At 65.8% G+C, this 21,163-nt stretch carries 23 protein-coding genes; 14 read left to right on the forward strand and 9 right to left on the reverse strand.

Annotation, left to right across the window (positions count from 1 at the left end; genetic code table 11):
• Positions 1-31: 31 nt before the first annotated feature.
• Positions 32-1,090, forward strand: a complete 1,059-nt coding sequence (locus ACSC1S_RS08455) for a S66 family peptidase (RefSeq protein ID WP_435363932.1) — start codon at positions 32-34, stop codon at positions 1,088-1,090.
• Between the two features lie 79 nt (positions 1,091-1,169).
• Entirely contained in the window at positions 1,170-1,415 is a 246-nt protein-coding gene (locus ACSC1S_RS08460) for a hypothetical protein (RefSeq protein ID WP_435363933.1), read from the forward strand.
• Here ACSC1S_RS08460 and ACSC1S_RS08465 read toward each other — a convergent pair.
• Positions 1,412-1,852, reverse strand: a complete 441-nt coding sequence (locus tag ACSC1S_RS08465) for an acyl-CoA thioesterase (protein ID WP_435363934.1) — start codon at positions 1,850-1,852, stop codon at positions 1,412-1,414. The genes ACSC1S_RS08460 and ACSC1S_RS08465 overlap by 4 nt on opposite strands.
• Positions 1,853-1,952: 100 nt before the next feature.
• Between ACSC1S_RS08465 and ACSC1S_RS08470 the strand changes: the two genes are divergently transcribed.
• The 3 genes from ACSC1S_RS08470 (at position 1,953) to ACSC1S_RS08480 (ending at position 5,719) form a co-directional block, all read left to right on the forward strand.
• Positions 1,953-3,665 (forward strand): TraB/GumN family protein, encoded by a 1,713-nt coding sequence (locus ACSC1S_RS08470; protein ID WP_435363935.1) that lies wholly within the window; start codon positions 1,953-1,955, stop codon positions 3,663-3,665.
• Positions 3,665-4,276, forward strand: a complete 612-nt coding sequence (locus ACSC1S_RS08475) for a zinc metalloprotease (RefSeq protein WP_435363936.1) — start codon at positions 3,665-3,667, stop codon at positions 4,274-4,276. The genes ACSC1S_RS08470 and ACSC1S_RS08475 overlap by 1 nt, the downstream gene beginning before the upstream one ends.
• Before the next feature lie 102 nt (positions 4,277-4,378).
• Complete coding sequence (locus tag ACSC1S_RS08480) at positions 4,379-5,719, forward strand: hypothetical protein (protein WP_435363937.1); 1,341 nt, start codon at positions 4,379-4,381, stop codon at positions 5,717-5,719.
• A gap of 6 nt (positions 5,720-5,725) precedes the next feature.
• On the opposite strand, the gene ACSC1S_RS08485 is transcribed toward ACSC1S_RS08480, so the two are convergent.
• The 3 genes from ACSC1S_RS08485 to ACSC1S_RS08495 form a co-directional block, all read right to left on the reverse strand.
• The gene (locus tag ACSC1S_RS08485) at positions 5,726-6,022 is read right to left on the reverse strand and encodes a DUF8036 family membrane protein (RefSeq protein WP_261651377.1); all 297 of its coding nucleotides are present in this window, start codon (positions 6,020-6,022) and stop codon (positions 5,726-5,728) included.
• A 2-nt stretch (positions 6,023-6,024) separates the two neighbouring features.
• The gene (locus tag ACSC1S_RS08490; RefSeq protein WP_435363938.1) at positions 6,025-6,300 is read right to left on the reverse strand and encodes a winged helix-turn-helix domain-containing protein; all 276 of its coding nucleotides are present in this window, start codon (positions 6,298-6,300) and stop codon (positions 6,025-6,027) included.
• A 100-nt stretch (positions 6,301-6,400) separates the two neighbouring features.
• Positions 6,401-7,906, reverse strand: coding sequence for a molybdopterin-dependent oxidoreductase (locus tag ACSC1S_RS08495; protein ID WP_435363939.1), 1,506 nt, complete (start codon positions 7,904-7,906; stop codon positions 6,401-6,403).
• A gap of 123 nt (positions 7,907-8,029) precedes the next feature.
• On the opposite strand from ACSC1S_RS08495, the gene purM reads away from it, so the two are divergent.
• Positions 8,030-9,010, forward strand: a complete 981-nt coding sequence (gene purM / locus ACSC1S_RS08500; RefSeq protein ID WP_435363940.1) for a phosphoribosylformylglycinamidine cyclo-ligase — start codon at positions 8,030-8,032, stop codon at positions 9,008-9,010.
• Here the strand turns inward: purM and ACSC1S_RS08505 are convergent.
• The 4 genes from ACSC1S_RS08505 to ACSC1S_RS08520 form a co-directional block, all read right to left on the reverse strand.
• Complete coding sequence (locus ACSC1S_RS08505) at positions 9,007-9,222, reverse strand: hypothetical protein (protein WP_261651381.1); 216 nt, start codon at positions 9,220-9,222, stop codon at positions 9,007-9,009. The genes purM and ACSC1S_RS08505 overlap by 4 nt on opposite strands.
• A gap of 355 nt (positions 9,223-9,577) precedes the next feature.
• On the reverse strand, positions 9,578-9,772 hold the full coding sequence (locus tag ACSC1S_RS08510; RefSeq protein ID WP_435318418.1) for a hypothetical protein: 195 nt from the start codon (positions 9,770-9,772) through the stop codon (positions 9,578-9,580).
• A gap of 111 nt (positions 9,773-9,883) precedes the next feature.
• Complete coding sequence (locus ACSC1S_RS08515; RefSeq protein WP_435363941.1) at positions 9,884-10,432, reverse strand: CBS domain-containing protein; 549 nt, start codon at positions 10,430-10,432, stop codon at positions 9,884-9,886.
• A 54-nt stretch (positions 10,433-10,486) separates the two neighbouring features.
• The gene (locus ACSC1S_RS08520; RefSeq protein ID WP_261651384.1) at positions 10,487-10,849 is read right to left on the reverse strand and encodes a DUF555 domain-containing protein; all 363 of its coding nucleotides are present in this window, start codon (positions 10,847-10,849) and stop codon (positions 10,487-10,489) included.
• A 314-nt stretch (positions 10,850-11,163) separates the two neighbouring features.
• On the opposite strand from ACSC1S_RS08520, the gene ACSC1S_RS08525 reads away from it, so the two are divergent.
• The 8 genes from ACSC1S_RS08525 to ACSC1S_RS08560 all read left to right on the forward strand — a co-directional run bounded on the left by ACSC1S_RS08525 (position 11,164) and on the right by ACSC1S_RS08560 (position 20,123).
• Positions 11,164-11,337: a hypothetical protein gene (locus ACSC1S_RS08525; RefSeq protein WP_435318419.1), complete on the forward strand. Its 174-nt coding sequence runs from the start codon at positions 11,164-11,166 to the stop codon at positions 11,335-11,337.
• 91 nt (positions 11,338-11,428) lie between these two features.
• The gene (gene psmB / locus ACSC1S_RS08530) at positions 11,429-12,157 is read left to right on the forward strand and encodes an archaeal proteasome endopeptidase complex subunit beta (RefSeq protein ID WP_435363942.1); all 729 of its coding nucleotides are present in this window, start codon (positions 11,429-11,431) and stop codon (positions 12,155-12,157) included.
• 281 nt (positions 12,158-12,438) lie between these two features.
• Positions 12,439-14,880 carry a laminin B domain-containing protein gene (locus ACSC1S_RS08535; protein ID WP_435363943.1) on the forward strand — a complete coding sequence of 814 codons (2,442 nt, stop codon included), beginning with the start codon at positions 12,439-12,441 and terminating at the stop codon, positions 14,878-14,880.
• A 467-nt stretch (positions 14,881-15,347) separates the two neighbouring features.
• Positions 15,348-17,057 (forward strand): hypothetical protein, encoded by a 1,710-nt coding sequence (locus ACSC1S_RS08540; protein WP_435363944.1) that lies wholly within the window; start codon positions 15,348-15,350, stop codon positions 17,055-17,057.
• Between the two features lie 113 nt (positions 17,058-17,170).
• Entirely contained in the window at positions 17,171-18,400 is a 1,230-nt protein-coding gene (locus ACSC1S_RS08545; protein WP_435363945.1) for an HD domain-containing protein, read from the forward strand.
• Complete coding sequence (locus tag ACSC1S_RS08550) at positions 18,397-19,416, forward strand: amidohydrolase family protein (RefSeq protein ID WP_435363946.1); 1,020 nt, start codon at positions 18,397-18,399, stop codon at positions 19,414-19,416. Before ACSC1S_RS08545 ends, ACSC1S_RS08550 begins: the two co-directional genes overlap by 4 nt.
• A gap of 62 nt (positions 19,417-19,478) precedes the next feature.
• Positions 19,479-19,919: a universal stress protein gene (locus ACSC1S_RS08555; protein ID WP_435363947.1), complete on the forward strand. Its 441-nt coding sequence runs from the start codon at positions 19,479-19,481 to the stop codon at positions 19,917-19,919.
• Between the two features lie 63 nt (positions 19,920-19,982).
• The gene (locus ACSC1S_RS08560) at positions 19,983-20,123 is read left to right on the forward strand and encodes a hypothetical protein (protein ID WP_435363948.1); all 141 of its coding nucleotides are present in this window, start codon (positions 19,983-19,985) and stop codon (positions 20,121-20,123) included.
• Between the two features lie 29 nt (positions 20,124-20,152).
• Here ACSC1S_RS08560 and ACSC1S_RS08565 read toward each other — a convergent pair whose 3' ends face one another.
• Positions 20,153-21,142: a biotin--[acetyl-CoA-carboxylase] ligase gene (locus tag ACSC1S_RS08565; protein ID WP_435363949.1), complete on the reverse strand. Its 990-nt coding sequence runs from the start codon at positions 21,140-21,142 to the stop codon at positions 20,153-20,155.
• Between the last annotated feature and the right edge of the window lie 21 nt (positions 21,143-21,163).

Genomic DNA, 21,163 nt, shown 5'->3' on the forward strand with positions numbered 1-21,163 from the left:
CATTAAGTACCTGACACGAGTCGGTTCGTACATGCCCGACTTCGTCACGCCCCCGCCGGTCGAACGCGGTGATTCGGTCGCCGTCGTCGCACCGGCCTCCAACGTCGCCGAAGAGTTCTCCCACGTCTACGACCTGGGCCTCTCCCGGATGCGCGAGGTGTTCGACCTCGACCCCGTCGAGTACCCCACCGCGACCGCGGACCCCGACTGGTTGCTGGAGAACCCCGAGGCCCGCGCCCAGGACGTGATGGACGCCTTCGAGGACCCCGATATCTCCGCAGTCATCGCCACCATCGGCGGCAACGACCAGCTCCGCATCCTGAAGCACCTCGACCCCGACGTGTTGCGAGAGAACCCGACCCGGTTCTACGGCTGGTCAGACAACACGAACCTGGCCCTGTTCCTCTGGAACCAGGGCATCGTCTCGTACTACGGCGGCTCGACGCTCACCGAGTACGCGATGGACGCCGAGATGTTCGAGTACACCGTCGAGTACCTCGGTCGGGCGCTGTTCGACGAGCACATCGGCGAGTGGGAGGAAGCCGACTGTTTCACCGACCAGCCCGGCGACTGGGGGGAGCCGCGCTCGCTGCAGTACCACCGGGACATCGAACCCGCGGACGGCCGGACCTGGGTCGGCGGCGAGAAGGCCGCCGAGGGTCGCATCTGGGGCGGCTGCTTCGAGATACTCGACCAGTGGTTCATCCACGACGAGTGGCTGCCCGCACCCGCGGAACTCGAGGGCACCATCCTCGCCCTCGAGACCAGCGAGGAGGTCCCCGACCCTGGCCTCGTCACCGGCTGGCTGCGGGGACTGGGTGAAGCCGGCTACCTCGAGGTCTTCGACGGCTTCCTCGTCGGGCGGGCCTGCGCCCGGAACCACACCGAGGCGGGCGACAACCCCGCCCACGAGCGCGAGGCGTACCGCGAGCAACAGCGTGAGGCGTTCGAGACCGTGATTCCGCGGTACAACCCCGACGCGCCGATCGTCCTGGACTGTGAGTTCGGACACACCTACCCGACCTGCCCACTCCCCATCGGCGGCGTGGCTGAACTCGACCCCGGGAGCGAGACGATAGCACTGCGGTGACCCGGCCAGAACAGTTCGTCAGCTGTCATCTCTCGGTTCTGCGAATCGATTTTTGTGGTCTCGGCGCGTTCACTCCCCCATGACACCCGGTGGGACGGCACCCCTCCAGAGCAAAATCACCGTCTATGCGACGTTCTGCCTGACGGGGCTGGTCGCCCTCACCCTCGTCACGGAAATTGGTCTCGGCGGCTACGTCGGTGTCGTCGTCGCGTTCGCGGTCATGGGACTGCTCGCCGTCGGGCTGCTGTTGCTCTACGGGCAGTACTTCGTCGACCGGGGCGAGCCGGCCGAACCGCCGCTCGGCCCGAACGGTGGTGGCTCCTAGTCCTCTTTCGCGTTGACGGCCGCGTCGTACAGCTCGTGTCCGCGGTCGGACTCGATGGTCAGCTCCGGCACCTCGACCGGATCGCGGTTCTCGTCGATGGCGACGAACACCATGTACGACTCCGTCGTGAGCTGCGTCTCGTTCGACCGGATGTCCTCACGGTACACCCGAACGCGGACCTTCACGCTGGTCCGCCCCGAGTCGTACACGTAGGCACGGACGAGGGCTGCGTCGCCCTGGGGAATCGGCCGGCGGAAGTTGGTCTGGTCCATCCGGGCCGTGACGCAGGTCTCGCCGGCGAAGCGCATCGCGGACATCGCACCCACCTCGTCCATCCACTTCATCACGTTGCCACCGTGGGCCGACCCGAGGATGTTCGCGTCGTTCGGGTTGACGAGGGACCGGTTCTCGATGTAGGTGTCCATCAGGCTCGGCATGCAGGCGAGTTCCCGGCGGAAGCGGAATAGCCTACCGGGTTCGCCTGACTGCCACTTTCCTCCGACAACCGTTTACGGTGTGAGAAAGAAGCGACGTGCAATGAGCGAATCTGCCGACCCGCCGGCACCGGACCCACTGGGACCGCCGGGCGACGGCGACGGGTCCGTCACCGTGCTCGGGACGGCCCACGTCTCGGAACAGTCCGTCGAGGACGTACGTGAGACCATCGCGGCCGAGCAGCCGGACGTCGTTGCGGTCGAACTCGACGAGGGACGGTACAACCAGCTGCGCGGGGAGACGCCGGAGGACATCGAGCCCCGCGACCTGCTGAAGGGCAACACCGTCTTCCAGTTCATCGCGTACTGGATGCTGTCGTACGTCCAGACGCGCCTCGGCGAGCAGTTCGACATCCAGCCGGGTGCGGACATGCTCGCGGCCATCGAGGCCGCCGAGGAGCACGAACTGGGCGTCGCACTGGTCGACCGCGACATCCAGGTGACCATCCAGCGCTTCTGGCGGCGGATGTCCAGCAAAGAGAAGATACAGATGATGGCCGGCCTCATCTTCGGGGTCGCCGACGCGCTGGTCGTCGGCGTCACCATCGGTCTCATGGCCGGGTTCTTCCTCGGGCCACTGTTCGGGCTCGCCTCGGGCCCCCTCTTCGGCGTCGAGGCGGCCACGATGCAGGGCATCGCCGGCGGTGGGGTCATCGGACTCCTCGCGGGCTACCTGCTCTGGGAGTTCGGCCTTCGGAGTCTCACGGACGACCAGGCCATCGCACTCGGCGCTGGTGGTGCGGTCGCCATCGGTGGTGCGGTCGCCATCTCGGGCATCGCGAACCCGTTCGTCGGACGCCTCCTCGGCACCGGCCTCGGGCTCTCGCTCGTCGGTGGCCTCGTCGGCGGTGTCGTCGCCGGCATCGGCTTCGGTGGCGTTCTGGGCGTCTTCATGCTCGCGCTCGGCTACGACGCCGCGCCCGAGGAGGACTACGAGGAGTTCGATATCGAGCGCATGACCGACGCCGACGTGGTGACGGCGATGATGGAGGAGTTCCGCCAGTTCTCCCCCGGTGGCGCACAGGCACTCATCGACGAGCGTGACGCCTACATCGCCCACAAGCTGCTCGCGCTGCGCGAACAGGGCTATTCCGTGGTGGCGGTCGTCGGTGCGGGCCACCGTGCCGGCATCGAGAACTACCTGGAGAACCCGTCCGAACTCCCCTCACTCGACTCCATCTCCGGCACCGACCGGTCGCGCCGATTCTCCGTCCTGAAGGCGTTCGCGTACCTGCTCGCCATCGGCTACATCGCGTTCTTCTTCCTGCTCGTGATGGCCGGCGTCGGGAACCTGTTCCTGCTGAAGCTGTTCGCCGCGTGGTTCCTGTTCAACGGCGTCATCGCGTTCACACTGGCGAAGCTCGTCGGGGCGCGCTGGTCGTCGGCGGCCGTCGGCGGCGCCATCGCGTGGCTCACCAGCCTCAACCCGCTGCTGGCGCCCGGATGGTTCGCGGGCTACATGGAGTTGCGCCACGACCCGGTCAACGTCGGCGACATCAACACGCTCAACCAGATACTTTCGGACGAGGAGAGCCCGCTGCTGGACGTGGTCCGCCGGATGTTCGACGTGCCGCTGTTCCGACTCATCATGGTCGTCGCGGCGACGAACATCGGCAGCACCATCGCCAGCGTGCTGTTCCCGGTGGCGGTGTTGCCCTGGCTCGCCCAGGGGCGCATCGAGAACGTCGAACAGCTGATGGACCTGCTCCTGCGCGGGGCACAGAACAGCGTTGACATCATCACGGGGGTGCTCTGATGGTCCAGTTCCGCTTCGCAGACGGCGAGTTGAAAGACCTCGGCATCGCGTGGGTGGCGCTGTCGGTCGCGTTCGGCATCCTCATCATCGGCCCGAGCGCCATCACCCGAATCGACCCGACTGCTGCGTTCCGGCTGCTCGGGTTCGCCGCGTTCACCGCCGGTATCGGCTTCCTGCTCCACGAACTCGCACACAAGTTCACCGCGATGCACTTCGGCTACCCCGCCGAGTTCCGCGCCGACTACAACATGTTGCTGCTCGCCGTGTTCAGCGCGATGGTCGGCTTCCTCTTCGCGGCACCCGGCGCGGTGTACCACCCGCGGACGAGCAAGAAGGAGAGTGGTCTCATCGCCGTCGCCGGCCCGCTCACGAACGTCGCACTCGTGCTCGTGTTCTTCCCACTGCTGGCGTTCGGGGGCACGCTGGGACGGGTCGGCGCGTTCGGCGTCTTCATCAACGCCTTCCTCGCCGGGTTCAACATGATCCCCTATGGCCCCCTCGACGGACGGAAGGTGCTCAACTGGAGCAAGCCGGCGTTCGCCCTGACGTTCCTGCTCTGTGGTGGCCTCGGGTTCGCGGCCTTCTTCGGGCTGCTCCCGACGCCGTTCTGACCCGTTTATTTTTAATTCTGACAGGAGTCGTACCCCCTCCGTAGTGAGGTTTCTGTCGGGTGAGTAGTCAGTATTTCTACTCTCAGCCCCTTCTATTCTCCCATGAGTGTCAGTAGACGTACCGTGCTACGAGGGGGTGGCATCGCGACGGTGCTCTCGCTGGCCGGCTGCCTCGAAGGGTTCGCTTTCGGGGGCGGCGGCAGTCCCACCGTTTCTGGACCGACGACCAACTTCGTGTACGACCACGGCGACCTGCTGGAGGGGAACCTGTCCTTTTTCATGCAGCTCGACGGCTCGGCGCTGGGCACGACTCGTGTCCCACAGGAGACAGAGGAGAAGATCGAGGACTCGGTCGACGCGGTCGGGTCGGTCGACGAACTCCTCGCGGTCGGCTACGTGAAGACCGGCTCGAAACAGCAGGCCGGCGGGACCCTGATGGCCCGCGGGTCGGTCGACTCGGGCGCAGTGGCAACCGACCTCGTCCGCAAGGGGCTCCGTGATGCGGGTGGCCACGCCGGATACGACATCTACCGGGCGGACGTGACGGGCGGCATCGACATCGCGACCGCGGTCGCGGGCAACGCCATCGTCTACGGGGTCGGCTCCCCGGCCGTCCCGGCGGTCGACGCCGTGACGACCATGATCGACGCCGGCAGTGGGAAGGCAACCCGCCGGCTGGACGAGAGTTCGGGTGCGCGGGCGCTCGTCAACCGGTACACCTCGCGGGAGACGCCGCCGACGGGCTACTTCGTCGTCGAACTCGACGACAAGGCCGTCGACGACATGTTCCCGTCGCTCGACGCGGGCGTCAGGGACCTGTTCCGGGGGGCGCGTGCGGCCGGCTTCGCCTTCTACGTGAACGGCGGCGGCACGAACGTGGAAACTCTCTTCCTCTACGACACACCGAACGACGTGGCGGCGGGGCTCAGCGCGGTCGACGCGCTGTTCACCCGGATGGCCAGTGACGACCCGAACCTCCCGGCACCACTCGTCGGGGCCTGGAACACCAAGGTCACGAACAGCGACTCGGCGGTCGCGGTCACCTTCGGGACCGAGACGGAGTCGCTCTGGTCGCTGGTGGTCGGGCCGTTCCTCGGTCTCGCGACGGACCTGACCGACATCGACACCTCCGCGGCGCCCAACGTCGGGTTCTCGTACCGGTACCGCGACGACGCAAGGGTAACCATCACCCACGAGGCGGGTGACGCCTTCCAGGACGTGAAGGTCGTCTACACCAGCTTCGGCGAGCGGGTGACCGAGGACTGGAAGAAGAAGAAGGGCGACGTGGTCGTCGGCGACAAGTACACCACGAAGAACGGGGTCAGCTTCGACGAACCGCTCCAGGTCATCTGGTACGGCGGGAACGTCCCCATCATCATCGGACAGTACGACCCGACGGACGACGACGAGGAAGAAGCGGCGGCGGAGAGCGAGAGGGCCTGAGTACTCCTACTTCAGCGTGACCCAGGTCAGGAACACCAGTGCGACGAACTGCAGGCCGCGCAGGACCGCGACGGACTGCTGGACGGCGGCCGATTCACCGTAGAACATCTCCATACTGAAGAAGAAGTACAGTGCGGTGGCGTTCTCCAGCAGCAGTACGACGGCGAACGCGATGAGCCCGAGCGTCAGCGAGGTCTTGAACGTCCGGTAGTTCTTCACCCAGACCGCCGTCAGCACTGCCAGTAGTACCACGTTGATGCCCGCGAACGCGCTCGCGATTGCGAGTGTCTGTCCCATTGCCATAGTTAGTCCATGTGTTGGATTATCTCCTCGAACGCCTCACGGTGGTGTTCGAACTGGTCCGTGAGGAAGTACAGCGCGCCGTAGTTGTCGCCGCCTTTCTCCACGACGCTGTGGTCGAGCAGCATGTCGAGGTGGTGTCGAATCGTGTTGTAGTCCACCTCGAGGTGCTCGGAGAGCTGGTTGGCGTTTCGCGGCCGCTCCGAGAGCGCCCGGATGATACGGACGCGGTTCGTGCCGCCGCGCGTGCCAACCAGCAGGTACCACAGCGCCTTCTCCATCTATTCCTGTCTGTTGCCTGCAACACCAGCGTACTTAGTGACACCGTTACGCGCCCTCGGTGCAGCCGTCGACTCACCACCCGACCGTCTTGCTCGTCGGTCATCCCCCGACGCGCTTTCTGACCCAGCCGCTCGCGCCGCTGGGGTACGATTGTGAGTATTCCTTCGATTGGACCGCGCCGGTCCCGTCGACCGCCCGGACGACGACCTCGGTCTCGCCATCGGGCGTGAACGCGTAGCGCCACATGCGCCAGACGTCCTCGCCGGGGAGCGGGGCCGACAGCTCCGCGTCGGTCCAGGTGTCGCCGCCGTCGGTCGACACCTCGACGCGGTCGACGCCGCGGGTGCCCGCGTAGGCGTGCCCCGCGACCTCGATGGAGCCGTCGTCGAGTTCGTTGGTGGCGTGGAGCTTCGCGACCGTGTTCACGGGGCCGGTCCCGTGCCAGCCCCGCTTCTCCCAGTAGCCGTCGACCGCCTCGTCGAGGAACTCCAGTTCGGTGATCCACTTCACGTTCACCTCGCCCCAGTGCCCGGGGACGAGCAACCGGACGGGCCGGCCGTGCTGTCTCGGCAGCCCCATCCCGTTCATCCCGTAGGCGAGGAAGCCCTTCTGGAGGGCTGCGTAGGGGAACTGGACGAAGTAGCCGTCGGCCGCGCGAGCCATCACACAGCCGCAGTCGCTCGAAACCCCTGCTTCCTCGATGAGGTCGGCGATGGGGATGCCCGTCCAGAGCGCGTTGTCCATCTTGTGTCCGTTCAGGCTCTCGCCGACGCAGCGCAACGTGACGAACCGATGTTCGGGCTCGCGCCCGGTCAGTTCGTCGTAGTCGAGCGTTACCTCCTGGTCGACCGCACCGGTCACCGAGAGCGTCCAGCGCTCGGGGTCCGGCGAGGGATCGAACGAGTTGATGTCCGTCTCGTAGAACTCGCCGATGGGCGTGACGAGGCCGCCGAGGTTGGCCACCGGGAGTGACTGTGCCTCGGCGTCGTTCAGCAACGTGTCCGTCTCGACCTTCGAGGCCAGTTCCTCGGTCGCCTCGCCCGTCCGCGGGGCGCTGCCGCCGAGTACCGAGCCGACGGCGGCGTAGGCGGTGGTGCCGAGGAACACGCCGACCAGTCGTCGGCGCGCCGGGTCGGCCCGCGCGTCGGGGTGCGTGGAGTCGCCAGAGGAGGCGGGGAGGCCGAGGGTGCCCGCACCGATTACGGCGGCGGCGGAGAGCGCGCCGGCCGTCGATGGGCCAGGCGCGCCGGTCGTCGCGAGGAGGAGTGCCGCGACGAGGACCGACGTGAGGGCCGGTGCCAGCAGGGGGCTGTCGAATCGGCGTGCGAGGGCGAGCGCCAGCAGGGACGGAACTGCGAGGCCGGCGACTGCGATGGCGATAGCCAGCGCGATGTGCAGGACGTGCCCGGCCGAGCCGAGCCACAGGATGGCGTACCTGACGACGATGTCCGGGGTCGCGTTCACGACCGCGGCGTCTATCGGGGCGACGATGAACGACTGTCGCGACCAGCCCGCGAGGGCGTAGGACCCCACGACGGCGGCCACGCCGGCCAGCGCCGCGAGGGCCAGGTCGGTTCGACTCGGCTTCGATGTTCGGTCTCGCATCTCCACCTGATGGGAGGCAACAGGTGTAGAAAGGGGTTTTTCGAACTGTCACCAGAATCCTTCTAGAATTCGTCCCGGACGGACACCGGTGGGCTTTTGCGCTTCCCCGTGGCGCGAACTCGTATGACCGAGGACGAGGACGAACTCACCTACGCCGACGCCGGCGTGGACATCGAGGAGAGCGAGGCGGCGACGGCCGCGCTACTGAACGCGGTCGGCAACGTCGTCGACACCGAGTACGCGGGCCTGCTGGACATCGGCGACCAGTACCTGGGGCTGGCGACCGACGGGGTCGGGACGAAGCTGCTCGTCGCCGAAGCGCTGGGCGACTACTCCACCGTGGGAATCGACTGCATGGCGATGAACGCGAACGACCTCGTCGCCGCGGGCGTCAAGCCGGTCGCGTTCGTTGACTACCTCGCGGTCGACGAACCCACCGAAGAGTTCGCCGAACAGGTCGGTGAGGGCCTCGCCGAGGCCGCAGAGCGCGCCGGCGTTGCCCTGCTTGGTGGCGAGACCGCAGTCATGCCCGAAGTCGTCTCCGGGCTCGACCTCGCGGGCACCTGCGCGGGACTGGCGAAGAAGGGTGCCGTCTTCGACGGCGAGGCACAGGCCGGCGACAAGCTCGTCGCGTGGCCCTCCTCGGGGATTCACTCGAACGGGCTCACCCTCGCGCGCAAGGCGGTCCAGCGCGAGTACGACTACGAGGACCCGTTCCCCGCAAACGAGGACCGCACCATCGGCGAGGAGCTGCTGGAGCCGACCCGCATCTACACGGACCTGCTGGAGCCGATGCACGAACACGGCGTCCACGCGGCCGCCCACGTCACCGGCGGCGGCTGGACGAATCTCCTGCGCATGGGCGAGTTCGAGTACGATATCGAGGACCCCTTCGGCGCGCAGGCCATCTTCGGGCTCGTGCAGGACCTCGGCAACGTCTCGCCCGAGGAGATGTACCGGACCTTCAACATGGGCACCGGGTTCGTGGCGGCGGTTCCCGCAGACGAGGCCGAGGCGCTGGCGGACGCGACCGAGGACGGAAAGGTCATCGGCGAGGTCACCGAAGGTGCGAGCGTCGAGATCCGCGGCCTCTCGCTGGACTAGTTCTTCGAATCGCCGGGGAAGGCCCGCTTCAGGTAGGCCATGACGGCCCCACCCCCGACGACCAGTGCGGCTCCGAGCCCGAACAGTGGCAGGACCGCGCCGACCAGCGTCGGCGTCAGGTCACCCATGGCAGCCAGGGCGTAGAGCAGGACGAACGCGCCCCCGATGATGGTGATGCCGGCCGCGTCGCGGATGCGGTTCTCTGAGACCATATTCCGAATAACCATTGGAAATACAAAGGGTTTGGTGACGGGACGGGGCCGGGAGCGATGGTGGACTGTCTGTTCCTCCTGGCGTGCGGCTCCGCTGGCATCCGAACGGCAGTGAGGCAGGCCAGCGAGACGCTCGCGCGAGGGATGAGTACCGGAGCGAAGCGTAGCGAGGAACGGAATCGGCTGGGGAGGGTGAGGTTGTCGAGCGGTGCGGTTGCGGTCCCAGTTCCATCGTGCGAGAAGTCGTGCTGTCTCACGAGCAGTCGCCTCGAAAGCCGCTCTCACCGTCCACTCGGCCCGTTCCGTCAGCCGAATCTCCGACGACGAAATCCGGTCCAGACCCAGAAACGACCCCCTACATCACGGATTCGGCGTAGAATCGCACCAGCCGACACTCCGGGCAGACGTGCGCGACGACCGGGTTGCCCTCCATGCTCAACGCGCCCATCAGGCCGCCGCCGGCCTCGACGCGGATGTCCTCTGCACCTTCGCTGGTCCCGTACTCGGTCTCCACGAGTCCCACGTCGCAGTCCGGGCAATAATGACTCATGCAGGACGTTAGCACGCCACGAATAAAAACTTCTCAGCGGAAACGAACCCCGAAGCGCCCGGAAACCAGCGGACAGCGCGGAGTACTTTCAGTATCAGGGGGGCCTCGCTGTCAGCCCAGATGCGTCGCGATGTCGGCCTCGGTGATGATGCCGACCATCTCGCCCTCCTCCTTGACGATGACGGCGTCGTGGAGTTCGAGCAGGTTGTCGATGCTGTCGAGGGTCGCGTCCCGCCCGACCGTACTGTAGCTCTCGTTCATGACCTCGGCGACGGGGAGTTCCTCGATGTCGCGGTCCTCGCGGTGGAGCCGGATGTCGCTGTTCGAGATGAGACCGACGGGGGTGCCGCGCTCGTCGACGACGGGGAGCTGGGAGTAGCCCTGCTCGCCCATGATGTCGATGGCGCGCCCGACGCTGTCGTCCATGCGGACGAACTCCAGTTCCTCGTGCATCACGTCCTCGGCGCGCTTGATCTCGCCCTCGGCCTCGTTCAGCGCCTCGACGATGCGTCGCAACGTCGAGAGCCGGGGGTCGACGTCGCCACCCTCGATTCGGGCGATGAGCGGCTGTGAGACGTCCGCCGCGTCGGCGAGTTCGCTCTGCGTGAGGTCCAGCCCTTTCCGTCGTTCACGGAGGTCAGTCGGGGTGGGAAGTTCCATACAACCCGATAACCCCGGGTTATAAAATAAGCTTTCGGGGCGTCGCTGCTCGCGTTACTCGTCTTCGTCTTCTTCGTCGCGCTTGATGGTGTCGACGACCTTCAGGGGGACGTCCCGAAGCGCGCCGCCGACCTCGCTCTTTGCGATGCGCTTTGCGTGTTCCTCGCTGTCGGCGTTGAACACCTCCATCTCCAGGACGAGCCCGACGAGCGCCGTATCAGCTGCGATGTAGGCGGAGTCGAAGCCCTCGCCACAGGCGGGACAACCGGTGAGGCCGACGTTGACCTCGACGTAGTCCTTCCCCTCGCTGTTGAGGCGCTTGCCGGCCTCGCTCACCGCGACACCGATTGCGTCGTCGATATTGCTCACGTCGCGTACCAACCAGGCTGCTTCCATCGCAACCAGATAATTGCTCATACCCCGAACCATGGGTCCCAGCAAGGCTTGCTTTGTGGTTTGTCCTACAGTCGCTGGTGACCCCGGGCGATGAGCGGCCCGGACAGGCGCGGACCGGCCAACACCCCCCGGCGTATTATTCGTATAAGTTACGAGAATCCCGGGCGTGCCTGAGCGATGAGAGACCGAAATCCAGCCGAGATTCCCACTTCCAGTTGGATAGAAACAAAGTCGAGTTGAATCGCAAGACTGCATCGGGGTGTCTCCGGATAGCACGCCCCCGCTGGGGAGTAATACTTATATACCACCTGCGCGCTGGACTCAACCGAAGTCAGATGATCAACCGGGCCACCCAAGCCGCCCTGTTCGCACTGTACCAACTGAGTATCGCGGTCGGCATCCTCCTGATGCCGCTCGCCCTCGCGATGCGCCGGTTCGGCGTGTCGCTGCCAGTGCACAGGGTCGTCGAGACGTTCGGCGGCGCGTACGAACAGATCGGGAGCAGATAGACGAACACCACTTCTCGTGCCCCCCACTCGCCGAGCGCTAGCCGTCGGCAACGCCGCCATTTTATACCGGGGCGCGTGTTAGTGCCGACCAATGCGAACCCCACGCGCCGACGACCCCCAGATTCCGGACGCACTCTCCCTCGAACCGGTAGACCCCTACGCACCACAGGTCGGGTCGCTCCCCCAGAGCGAGTACAGCACGGAGCAGATGGAGAACGTCACCAAGACCGGGACGACCACCGTCGGCCTCACCACCGACGAGGGCGTCGTCATCGCGACCGACATGCGTGCCTCCCTTGGCGGGATGTTCGTCGCGAACAAGGACGTCCAGAAGGTCGAGCAGATCCACCCGACGGCCGCGCTCACCCTGGTCGGCAGCGTCGGCGGTGCCCAGTCGTTCATCCGGTCGCTTCGCGCCGAGGTGAACCTCTACGAGGCCCGCCGCGGCGAGGAGATGTCGATGCAGGCGCTCTCGACGCTCGCCGGGAACTTCGCCCGCGGCGGCCCGTTCTTCGCCATCAACCCCATCCTCGGTGGGGTCGACGACGACGGCCACCACGTCTACTCCATCGACCCGGCCGGCGGCGTCATGCGTGACGAGTACACCGTCACCGGCTCCGGGATGATGGTCGCCCACGGGCTGCTCGAACAGGAGTACGAGTCCGGGCTGTCGAACGAGGAGGCCAAAACCGTCGCGGCGCGTGCGGTCCGGTCGGCCGCCGAACGCGACACCGGCTCCGGCAACGGCGTGTTCCTCGCCGAGGTGACCGGTGAGGGCGTCGACATTCGTGGACACAAGGACTTCGACGAGGTCTGCTGACGGCAGCTAGCTGTCACTTTCACGGTTCACGCCCCAGAGGAACCGTTCGTAATCGTCCACGAGGTCAGGTTCGATACCCACTACCGGGTGATTCCGGTGTCCCTACCGGTATTGTACGGCCTCCCTACCGCTGTGTAACCGCCGATTCCTGGAAGTATGTCGGTAACTTCCACGAAACCGTTCTCGAGTAATCGATGTTTCTGACACGTTGAAGTTGCCCATAGGTAACCCCTCTTCCAACTTACAATTGAGCATCACCCTCAGAAGGGGGTGGGGTACGTATGACGCAACAAAACAAACCACGATTTACCCGCCGGCAGGTGCTTGCGGGACTCGGAACAATCGGTGTCGCAAGCGCAGGCGCGGGTCTCGGTACGACCGCGTTCTACAGCGACCGCGAATCACTCGAAGGCTGGCTCGAGGCCGGCCGTGTCGATCTTATCCTGGATTACCGCTCCACGTACAAGCCGTGGGAGCGCTACGACCTCCACATGGTTCCCCAGGACGAGCGACCGCCCATCGTGCGTGACACTGATGGAATGACCTACGAGCTCTCCGCCTGTCCGTCGGTCCGGTACGACGAGGACGGTGAGTCTCTCACGCACGACGACTGGGCAGCACTGGTCACCCAGAAGGGTCGCTGGGCCGACTTTACGTTCGAAGAGACCGACTTCACCGTCGATCCGTGCAAGGTCGAGGATGCGACGGACATGAAAGAGATCATCGAGGAATTCGCGGTAATCCAGAGCGAAGGTCAGGACACTGTCTTCGTGGACCCCGACATGCCCGGCTACGTTGACGGGCAGGACAACGGTGATAACGAGCCGGTGATGTTCATCGACCTCGACGACATCAAACCCTACGACGAGGGTGAGACCACGTTCAGTCTCCACCTTTGTGGCAACCCGTCGTTCCTCTCGGCACGCCTTGGCGATATGCTTGACCTCGAGGACGAAGACGGGACGGAGAACCCCATCGAACCGGAACTCGAAGCAGGCGAACCCGTCGCAGCGGGCCGACCGGACGACAGCATCTGGAACGGTGGCGAACTGGCCGACTACCTGTACGTCATCGTCTCTGTTGACAACGACTGCGACAACCGGACCGCGAACAGTATCCTGTCTGATCCCGACGTGGACGACGCGCAGAACGGCCTCAGCGTCGACGAAGACTTCGCGGTCATCAACGAGAACGTCCTCTACGCAGGGTCGCTCGCGGGTTGGAAGGACCTCCTCGAGGACGGGTTCGAACTCCCGCCATCAGGCCCCGGCGGCGTTGGCTCCGAGGAAGTGAACGGAACCAACAGCACCTTGATCACGCCTACCAGCAATGGTACCACGGCAGACGCCATCTACAAGGGGAACTTCACCGGTCAAGCTGGCGGTCAGGTCAACCAGTGTATCGAGTTCGTGCTCGAAGAGTGTGATGAAGAAGATCTCGAGGTTCTGTCCCCGCTGTTGGACGGGCTCTCTGGATTCTGCTACGACGGACCCATCCCCGAGGGGACCACCCACGTCGTGTTGAAGGCGGGTATCGGCTGCTACCTCGCAGAGGTCGACGAGACCACGACCGAAATCTGTCTCGTCGAACCCGATATGCACGAACCCAACGAATTCGGGGAGATCAGCAACGCCACGTTCTTCAAGTGTGAAGACGGGAATGGTCCCGCACCGCCGCCAGCGGGTGGACCCGGCGGAGAGTGCCCCAAGCCCGGGGCACACTGCTACGTGATGGAGTGGTACCTCCCGTGCAAGGAGAACGACCCGGACCGGCTGGGCTTCACCGACCTGCCGGTGTACAACGCCATCGACCAGGACGGCGGTCCCATCATGGAACAGGACGGCGACACCGACGGGCAGGACGACGAGAGCCGTCTGAGCTTCAACGACGAACTGCGCCAGCGCGGCTTCGTCCAGAACGGCAACACCATCGATGTGAACGTCACGCAGACCGACTCGTGCCACTTCACCATCGTGTTCGAGGCGGAACAGTGCCGCCACAACACGGACACCGACATCGACATCGAAGGCGAGTGCAAGAGCGACTTCGAGACCGACGCGGACGACTGGACCGCATCGTGTCCGTTCGATGACCACGACGCGAAAGCGTCGTTCAACTCCAACGGGTTGCTCCACCACATCGAGACCGGCGGGAACCCCGGCGGCTACGTCTTCGTGAACCCGTTCGACTGCCTCGTCTGGGGTGACGAGGTACCGATACAGACCGAGAACCTCGCCCCCATCGACGGCGCTATCTGGGCCGTCCAGAACGACCCAGAGTCGTGCTTCCTCGGCGACAAGAGCGCGTTCGTCGGCGGGACGCTGGCGTACGACCTCCAGCGGACCGACTTCAACGGCATGGAACCCGGATTCACCGCGAACAACGAGGTCCAGGAGTACGACGTCATCATCGAGGGCAGTGCAGGAAGCCTGTTCTACAGCGGGTTCACGTTACCCACCGAGTGGACCACCCACACGGTGGACCTGATCCCCGAGAACTGGTCGTTCCACCCGGCTGGACCCCACGCGCTGACGACCGGGTCCCCAGCGACCATGCAGCAATTCGTCGACGTGCTCAGCGACGTGACGGCACTGAACATCCGGCTCTGCTCGGTCTTCGAGTTGCTCCACATGAAGGAGAACGAAGAGGTCAGCATCCAGACGCCGTCTGTCCCGAAGTGCTGCCTGGACAACGTCTGCCTGAACCTCCCCACCAACGGGTGAGGTGCTGGCGGCGTCTATCAGCACGCGACGACGGCCGACCCTGACCGGATTTCGGCCTGTTGGGTGAGCTGGAATCGTCCCGGCTACCCGTCGCACAGGAACCGACACCCCGCTCGGTCGAAGCGCGGGGTCGAACGACCACGACCACCTTTTTCGAATGCTGTTCTGGAGAGTGTAAAAGACAGGCTGCCCTTGTGAGCGGCCGGGACAGAGTGCGCGATGCTGGGACATCAGTATATATCGTTCACCCTGACAACTCTGGGTTCCTAACGTTCGACAAGCCCCGAAAATGAGCGGGCGGAGCCACCCTCACCTGCCGTCCCCTCTCCCGTCAGCTAACGAGGGTTTTCTTTCACCCGATATCGATTAAGATTCACTTCTGTGCTGTCGGGGCTACGCTTAGGTAACCCCTCATACGGCCAATAGAAATCCAGACACCCCGTGGGGTATGGGGGTCACCTGACATCATGAAAACTAACCTTTCCCGCCGGCAGGTGCTGGCAGGGCTCGGAACGATCGGCGTCGCGAGCGCAGGTGCCGGACTCGGCACGACCGCATTCTACAGCGACAGAGAAGCACTCGAAGGCTGGCTCGAGGCCGGCCGGGTCGACCTCAGACTCGACTACCGCTCCACGTACAAGCCGTGGGAGCGCTACGACCTGCACAACGTGCCGCTCGAAGCGCGCCCACCCATCGTCGCGGGTACCGACGGTATGGCGTACGAGATAGCCGCCGCACCGGCGATCCGTAACGTCGACACGGGCGAGGCACCCACCCACGAGCAGTGGGGGAGACTCGTCTCGGGACAGACCGACGTTCCAGCCGCCTGTGTCCCGGACGACGCACGGGACATCTCGCAGTACCTCCCGGAGGGCTTCGAGACCGAGAACAGCGGCACCCTCGAAGAACCGGGCGTGTACTATCCGGGCTACGTCGATGGCCCGACGGGCATGTTCGTCATGCTCGACGACATCAAGCCCTACGACGAGGGCGAGACGACGTTCAGTCTCCACCTCTGTGGCAACCCGTCGTACATCACCGCCTCGCTGGCCGATATGCTCGACCTCGAGGACGAAGATGGGACGGAGAACCCCATCGAGCCCGAGCTCGAAGCCGGTGAACCCGCGGCCGGTGACCGCTCCGAGGACGAGGAAGCCATCTGGAACGGCGGCGAACTCGGCGACTACCTGTACGTCGTCGTCTCGACCGACTCCGACTGTGACAACCTGACCGCGAACACCATCTTCGGGGCACCCGACGAGGACGACCTGAACTTCGAGAACGGCATCAGTCTCGACCCCGACTTCGACATCGTCGACGAGAACATCCTCTACGCCGGCTCGCTCGCGGGCTGGAAGCAACTCCTCGAGGCGGGCTACGAACTCCCGCCCTCGGGCGCAGGTGGCGTGGGCACCAACGGCATGCAACCAGGCATGGTCACTCCGGTCATCCAGCCGGCGAACGGCTCCACCGTCGAGGCCATCTACCAGGGTGACTTCACCGGCGGGCCGGGCGGCCAGCTCAACCAGTGTATCAGCCACCTCCCCGAGGACTGTGAGGACGCAGAGCTCACCGGATTGGTCTCCGGACTCAGCGGGTTCTGTTACGACGGCGAGATACCCGAGGGAACGACCCACGTCGTGCTCAAGGCCGGCATCGGCTGCTACCTCGCGGAGGTGGACGAGGGTACGACCGAGATCTGTCTGGTCGACCCTGAGCTGAATCCGAACCAGTTCGGTGAAATCAGCAACGCCACGTTCTTCGAGTGCTTCGAAGACGAGTTCGACCCGGACCCGGAGGGCGAACCCGACCCCGGCGACTGCTTCGTCCCGGGCGCGCACTGCTACGCGATGGAGTGGTACCTCCCGTGCAAGGAGAACGACCCGGACCGGCTGGGCTTCACCGACCTGCCGGTGTACAACGCCATCGACCAGGACGGTAACCCCATCGAAGAGCAGGACATGGACACCGACGGCCAGGCCGGCGAGAGCCGCCTGAGCTTCAACGACGAACTGCGCCAGCGCGGCTTCGTCGACGGCGACGCGACCATCGACGTGAACGTCACGCAGACCGACTCGTGCCACTTCACCATCGAGTTCGAAGCGGTCCAGTGCCGCCACAACACGCGGCCCGTCGACGAAGAAGAGGTCCCGGTCGAACCGATCGACATCGAGTGAGCACGTTTCGCGTCGAGACGTCCCTCACCCTGGACCGGTAGTCGGGTGGACACGCCGTCCACCTCGCTGTTCTGTCCGCCCTTTTTTATACGAACCCGCCGAAATCCACGGCAATGAAGACCATCAAGGACAGCGTCCACGACCACATCGAGGTGGACGGTGTGGCGCGGGCGCTGCTCGATACGCCGGAGATGCAGCGACTCCGGCACATCACGCAGCTCGGCACCGCCTCGCTGGTCTACCCGTCGGCGAACCACACACGCTTCGAGCACTCGCTGGGGGTGTACCACAACGCCTGCGAGGCGCTGGACCACCTCGGTATCGAGGGGGAGAACGCGGAGAAGATCCGTGCGGCCGCAATCCTCCACGACGTGGGCCACGGCCCGTTCTCCCACAACCTGGAGCCGCTGACCCAGCGCCGGACCGGGAAGTACCACGACGACGTCCACGAGCTGTTCGAACGCGGGGCCGTCGGGGAGGTCCTTCGCGAGCACGACATCGCCCCCCACGAAATCGCCGACCTCGTCGCCGGTGACGGGAAGTACGGGCAGATCGTCTCCGGCGAACTCGACGTGGACCGGATGGACTACCTGGTGCGTGATGCTCATCACACGGGTGTTCCCTACGGGACCATCGACCACGCACGCCTGCTGCGCGAACTCACCTTCGCCGACGGCGAGCTGGTGCTCGACGAGGGGAACGTCCAGACCGCCGAGAGCCTGCTCGTCGCGCGGGCCCTGATGACGCCGACGGTGTACGGCCACCACGTCGCGCGTATCTCGAAGGCGATGCTCCGGCAAGCGGGCGAGCGACTGCTGGAGACCACGGAGACGACTGCCGAGGAACTTCGACGCATGGACGACCACGACCTGCTCTACACGCTGCGTAACACGGAGAGTACCGCCGAACTCGCCCGGCGGTTCGACCACCGCGACCTGTTCAAGCGCGCGGTGTGGGCCGAGTACGAGGACGTGCCGGAGTCGCTGCTCGCGGCCACCCACGAGGACATCCGGGGCTGGGAACTCGAACTCGCGGACAGGGCCGGCCTCCCGGCGGGACAGGTCATCCTCGACGTGCCCGGTGAGCCCTCGATGACGGAGTCTTCGACCAGGGTCCTCGTCAACGGCGAGGCCCGGCGGCTCGACGAGCAGTCACCCCTGGTGCAGGCGCTCCAGTCCGCCCAGAAGGCCCAGTGGCGACTCGGTGTGTACGCGCCAGAGGAGGCGACCGACCAGGTCCGAAGTGCGGTCGTCAGGACGCTCGATATCGAAGAGAGCGCGCTCGTCTCGGAGGTCGGGGCGGGACTGCACGCGACGCTCGACCAGTTCGCGGAGGAACCATGATTCTGGAAGGGACCATCCTCGCGGGGGACGAGTTCGAGCCGGTCGAGGGCCGCGTCGTCGTCGAAGACGGCGAGGTACAGGCCGTCGAAGAAGCGCCGGTCGAGAGCGACGATATCGTCCTTCCGGCGTTCGTCAACGCCCACACTCACATCGGGGACTCCATCGCGAAGGAGGCCGGCGGCGGTCTCTCGCTCGAAGAACTCGTCGCGCCACCGGACGGGCTCAAACACCGGCTCCTCAGACAGACGAGCTACGAGGAGAAGGTCGCGGCGATGCGCCGGTCGCTCCAGTTCATGCAGTCGGGTGGAACCGCGACCTGCGTGGAGTTCCGCGAGGGCGGCGTCGAGGGCGTCCGGGCCATCCGCGAGGCTGCGGATGGGCTCGACATCGACCCGGTCGTGCTCGGGCGGGAGACCATCGATGCGATGCGACTCGACGACGCCGATGGCTTCGGGGCCTCGGGCGCGAACGACGCCGAGTTCGGCGAGGAACGGGCGGCGACGGCCGAGGAAGGCAAGCTGTTCGGTATCCACGCCGGCGAGGCCGACCCCTCCGACATCGACCCGGCGATGGACCTCGACCCGGACTTCCTCGTTCACATGTGCCATCCAGAGCCGCGCCACCTCGACCGCGTCGCCGAGGCGGGCACGCCCATCGCGGTCTGCCCGCGCTCGAACCTCGTCACCGATGTGGGGCTCCCGCCCATCAGGGAGTGGCTCGACCGCACCACAGTTGCGCTCGGCACCGACAACGTGATGCTCAACTCGCCGTCGATGTTCCGCGAGATGGAGTTCACCGCGAAGCTGTGCGACGTGACCGCGACGGAGGTACTGCGGATGGCCACGCTCTCGGGGGCCGAACTGGCCGGGCTGAACTACGGCTGCATCGAGCCCGGGCGGGAGGCGAAGCTGCTCGTCCTCGACGGCGACTCCGACAACCTGGCAGGTGTTCGCGACCCCGTCCGGGCGGTCGTCCGGCGTGCAGAGACCAGCGACGTGGCCCGGGTCGTGCTCTGAACAGTACCCGTTCTGGGGGGTACAACTAAAGCCCCCGCCCAGCCTACGTGGTAGCATACCGCATGTACGACCGTATCCTCGTCCCGACCGACGGCTCACAGGGGGTCGAGCGTGCCATCCGGCACGCGATAGACCTCGCGGCCGCCCACGGTTCGACACTCCACGCTGTGTACGTCCTGAACTCCGCGAGCTACGGCGGGGTCCCCATCGAGACATCGTGGGAGGGCCTGCACGACATGCTCCAGCAGGAGGGCGAGCACGCCATCGAGCGGGTGCGAACCCTCGCCGAACCCGCGGAGATACCCGTCGTCGGGACCATCCTCGAAGGCTCCCCGAGCAAGGAGGTGGTCCGCTACGCCGAGGAGAACGACTGCGACCTCGTCGTGATGGGCACCCACGGCCGCGGGGGAATCGACCGATTGCTCCTGGGGAGCGTCGCCGAGCGCGTCGTCCGGTCGTCGGCCGTGCCGGTGCTGACGGTACAGGTCGGCGAACAGGAGTGACTCGCATGTCCCGTTCGTGCCGACGCCGCAAGGCCCATACTCGCACACCGCGAGGGTAGTGCAATGATGGACATCGGCGACAAGGTGGTCGCACTGGCCGCCATCGCTTTCATCAACGCGATGTTCGCACTGGTCATCCCGTGGATGGCCATGTTCGCGGCCATCGTCTCGCTCCCGCTAGTGGCGGCCATCATCTTCCGGTAGGGACGAGTGGGTGCGCTCGGTCGACCAGTCTATTCGGCCGGTCGCAGGTGTTCACAGTCGCCCGCACTGACGCGAGTGATGTCGTCGCCGGTGTCGACGAGGAGCGTCCCCGGGAACGCCACGTCGACCGCGTCGCCGATTACCTCGCCACCCGGGGTCTCGACTCGCACCCGCTGACCGAGCGTCAGCGAGGCATCGCGCCACGCCGGCAGGATAGCGTCGGTGTCGCCCACGAGGTCGTGGAACGATTCGAGCACGCGCTGGAGGAAGTTGCGTCGGTCCACGTCACCGACGAGGTCGCGAACCGTCGTCGCGGTCTCGGGGAGGTCCGCCGCGGCGACGTTGACGTTGACGCCGATACCGACGACGACCCAGGAGACGCGGTCGGCCTCGCCCTCCATCTCGGTGAGGATACCCGAGAGTTTCTTCTGGGTACCGTTCGCTTCGACGTTCGCGAGCACACCGTCGGACGAGTCCGACGAGCCCTCGTTCGCTACGCTCACGAGGACGTCGTTCGGCCACTTGATGCCCGCATCGACGCCGGCTTCACGTGCAGCACGGGTGACTGCGACCGCGGCGGCGAGCGTGAGAATCGGGACCTGCGCCGGGGGAATCTCCGGGCGGAGGACGACCGACGCCCAGACGCCGCCGCTGGGGGCGCTCCACTCCCGGTCGAGTCGGCCGCGCCCGCCGGTCTGCTCGTCGGCGACGACCACGACGTTGGACTCGCCCTCACCGGCGAGTTCGCGGGCGCGCCGGTTTGTCGAGTCGATGCTGTCGTGGTACTCTATCTCGTAGGGGGCGTCGAGGCCGTACTCGATGGCCAGCCCGCCGTACTCCGGCACCCCGGTGAGGGCGTACCCGCCGTCACCACTCTCGACGTCGAACCCGGCCTCGCGGAGGGCTTCGACGTGCTTCCAGACCGCCGCGCGGGAGACACCGAGTTCTTCCGCGAGCGCCGGCCCGGAGATAGGGCCGTCCGCGAGCGCGTCGAGCACCGCACGTCTCGTCTCGTTCATGCCCGGTGGTAGGCCGGCCGC

Source organism: Haloarchaeobius pelagicus (assembly GCF_051207375.1).
In the GTDB taxonomy this organism is placed as follows: Archaea; Halobacteriota; Halobacteria; order Halobacteriales; family Natrialbaceae; genus Haloarchaeobius.

Bases quoted from the DNA above. Each gene is read 5' to 3' on its own strand.
- ACSC1S_RS08565 (WP_435363949.1), bottom strand. From the start codon at position 21,142: ATGAACGAGACGAGACGTGCGGTGCTCGACGCGCTCGCGGACGGCCCT.
- ACSC1S_RS08485 (WP_261651377.1), bottom strand. From the start codon at position 6,022: ATGGCAATGGGACAGACACTCGCAATCGCGAGCGCGTTCGCGGGCATC.
- ACSC1S_RS08535 (WP_435363943.1), top strand. From the start codon at position 12,439: ATGACGCAACAAAACAAACCACGATTTACCCGCCGGCAGGTGCTTGCG.
- ACSC1S_RS08555 (WP_435363947.1), top strand. From the start codon at position 19,479: ATGTACGACCGTATCCTCGTCCCGACCGACGGCTCACAGGGGGTCGAG.
- ACSC1S_RS08480 (WP_435363937.1), top strand. From the start codon at position 4,379: ATGAGTGTCAGTAGACGTACCGTGCTACGAGGGGGTGGCATCGCGACG.
- ACSC1S_RS08465 (WP_435363934.1), bottom strand. From the start codon at position 1,852: ATGCCGAGCCTGATGGACACCTACATCGAGAACCGGTCCCTCGTCAAC.
- ACSC1S_RS08540 (WP_435363944.1), top strand. From the start codon at position 15,348: ATGAAAACTAACCTTTCCCGCCGGCAGGTGCTGGCAGGGCTCGGAACG.
- ACSC1S_RS08490 (WP_435363938.1), bottom strand. From the start codon at position 6,300: ATGGAGAAGGCGCTGTGGTACCTGCTGGTTGGCACGCGCGGCGGCACG.
- ACSC1S_RS08495 (WP_435363939.1), bottom strand. From the start codon at position 7,906: ATGCGAGACCGAACATCGAAGCCGAGTCGAACCGACCTGGCCCTCGCG.
- ACSC1S_RS08455 (WP_435363932.1), top strand. From the start codon at position 32: ATGCCCGACTTCGTCACGCCCCCGCCGGTCGAACGCGGTGATTCGGTC.
- psmB (WP_435363942.1), top strand. From the start codon at position 11,429: ATGCGAACCCCACGCGCCGACGACCCCCAGATTCCGGACGCACTCTCC.
- ACSC1S_RS08470 (WP_435363935.1), top strand. From the start codon at position 1,953: ATGAGCGAATCTGCCGACCCGCCGGCACCGGACCCACTGGGACCGCCG.
- ACSC1S_RS08545 (WP_435363945.1), top strand. From the start codon at position 17,171: ATGAAGACCATCAAGGACAGCGTCCACGACCACATCGAGGTGGACGGT.
- ACSC1S_RS08475 (WP_435363936.1), top strand. From the start codon at position 3,665: ATGGTCCAGTTCCGCTTCGCAGACGGCGAGTTGAAAGACCTCGGCATC.
- ACSC1S_RS08560 (WP_435363948.1), top strand. From the start codon at position 19,983: ATGATGGACATCGGCGACAAGGTGGTCGCACTGGCCGCCATCGCTTTC.
- purM (WP_435363940.1), top strand. From the start codon at position 8,030: ATGACCGAGGACGAGGACGAACTCACCTACGCCGACGCCGGCGTGGAC.
- ACSC1S_RS08550 (WP_435363946.1), top strand. From the start codon at position 18,397: ATGATTCTGGAAGGGACCATCCTCGCGGGGGACGAGTTCGAGCCGGTC.
- ACSC1S_RS08460 (WP_435363933.1), top strand. From the start codon at position 1,170: ATGACACCCGGTGGGACGGCACCCCTCCAGAGCAAAATCACCGTCTAT.
- ACSC1S_RS08520 (WP_261651384.1), bottom strand. From the start codon at position 10,849: ATGAGCAATTATCTGGTTGCGATGGAAGCAGCCTGGTTGGTACGCGAC.
- ACSC1S_RS08515 (WP_435363941.1), bottom strand. From the start codon at position 10,432: ATGGAACTTCCCACCCCGACTGACCTCCGTGAACGACGGAAAGGGCTG.
- ACSC1S_RS08510 (WP_435318418.1), bottom strand. From the start codon at position 9,772: ATGAGTCATTATTGCCCGGACTGCGACGTGGGACTCGTGGAGACCGAG.
- ACSC1S_RS08525 (WP_435318419.1), top strand. From the start codon at position 11,164: ATGATCAACCGGGCCACCCAAGCCGCCCTGTTCGCACTGTACCAACTG.
- ACSC1S_RS08505 (WP_261651381.1), bottom strand. From the start codon at position 9,222: ATGGTCTCAGAGAACCGCATCCGCGACGCGGCCGGCATCACCATCATC.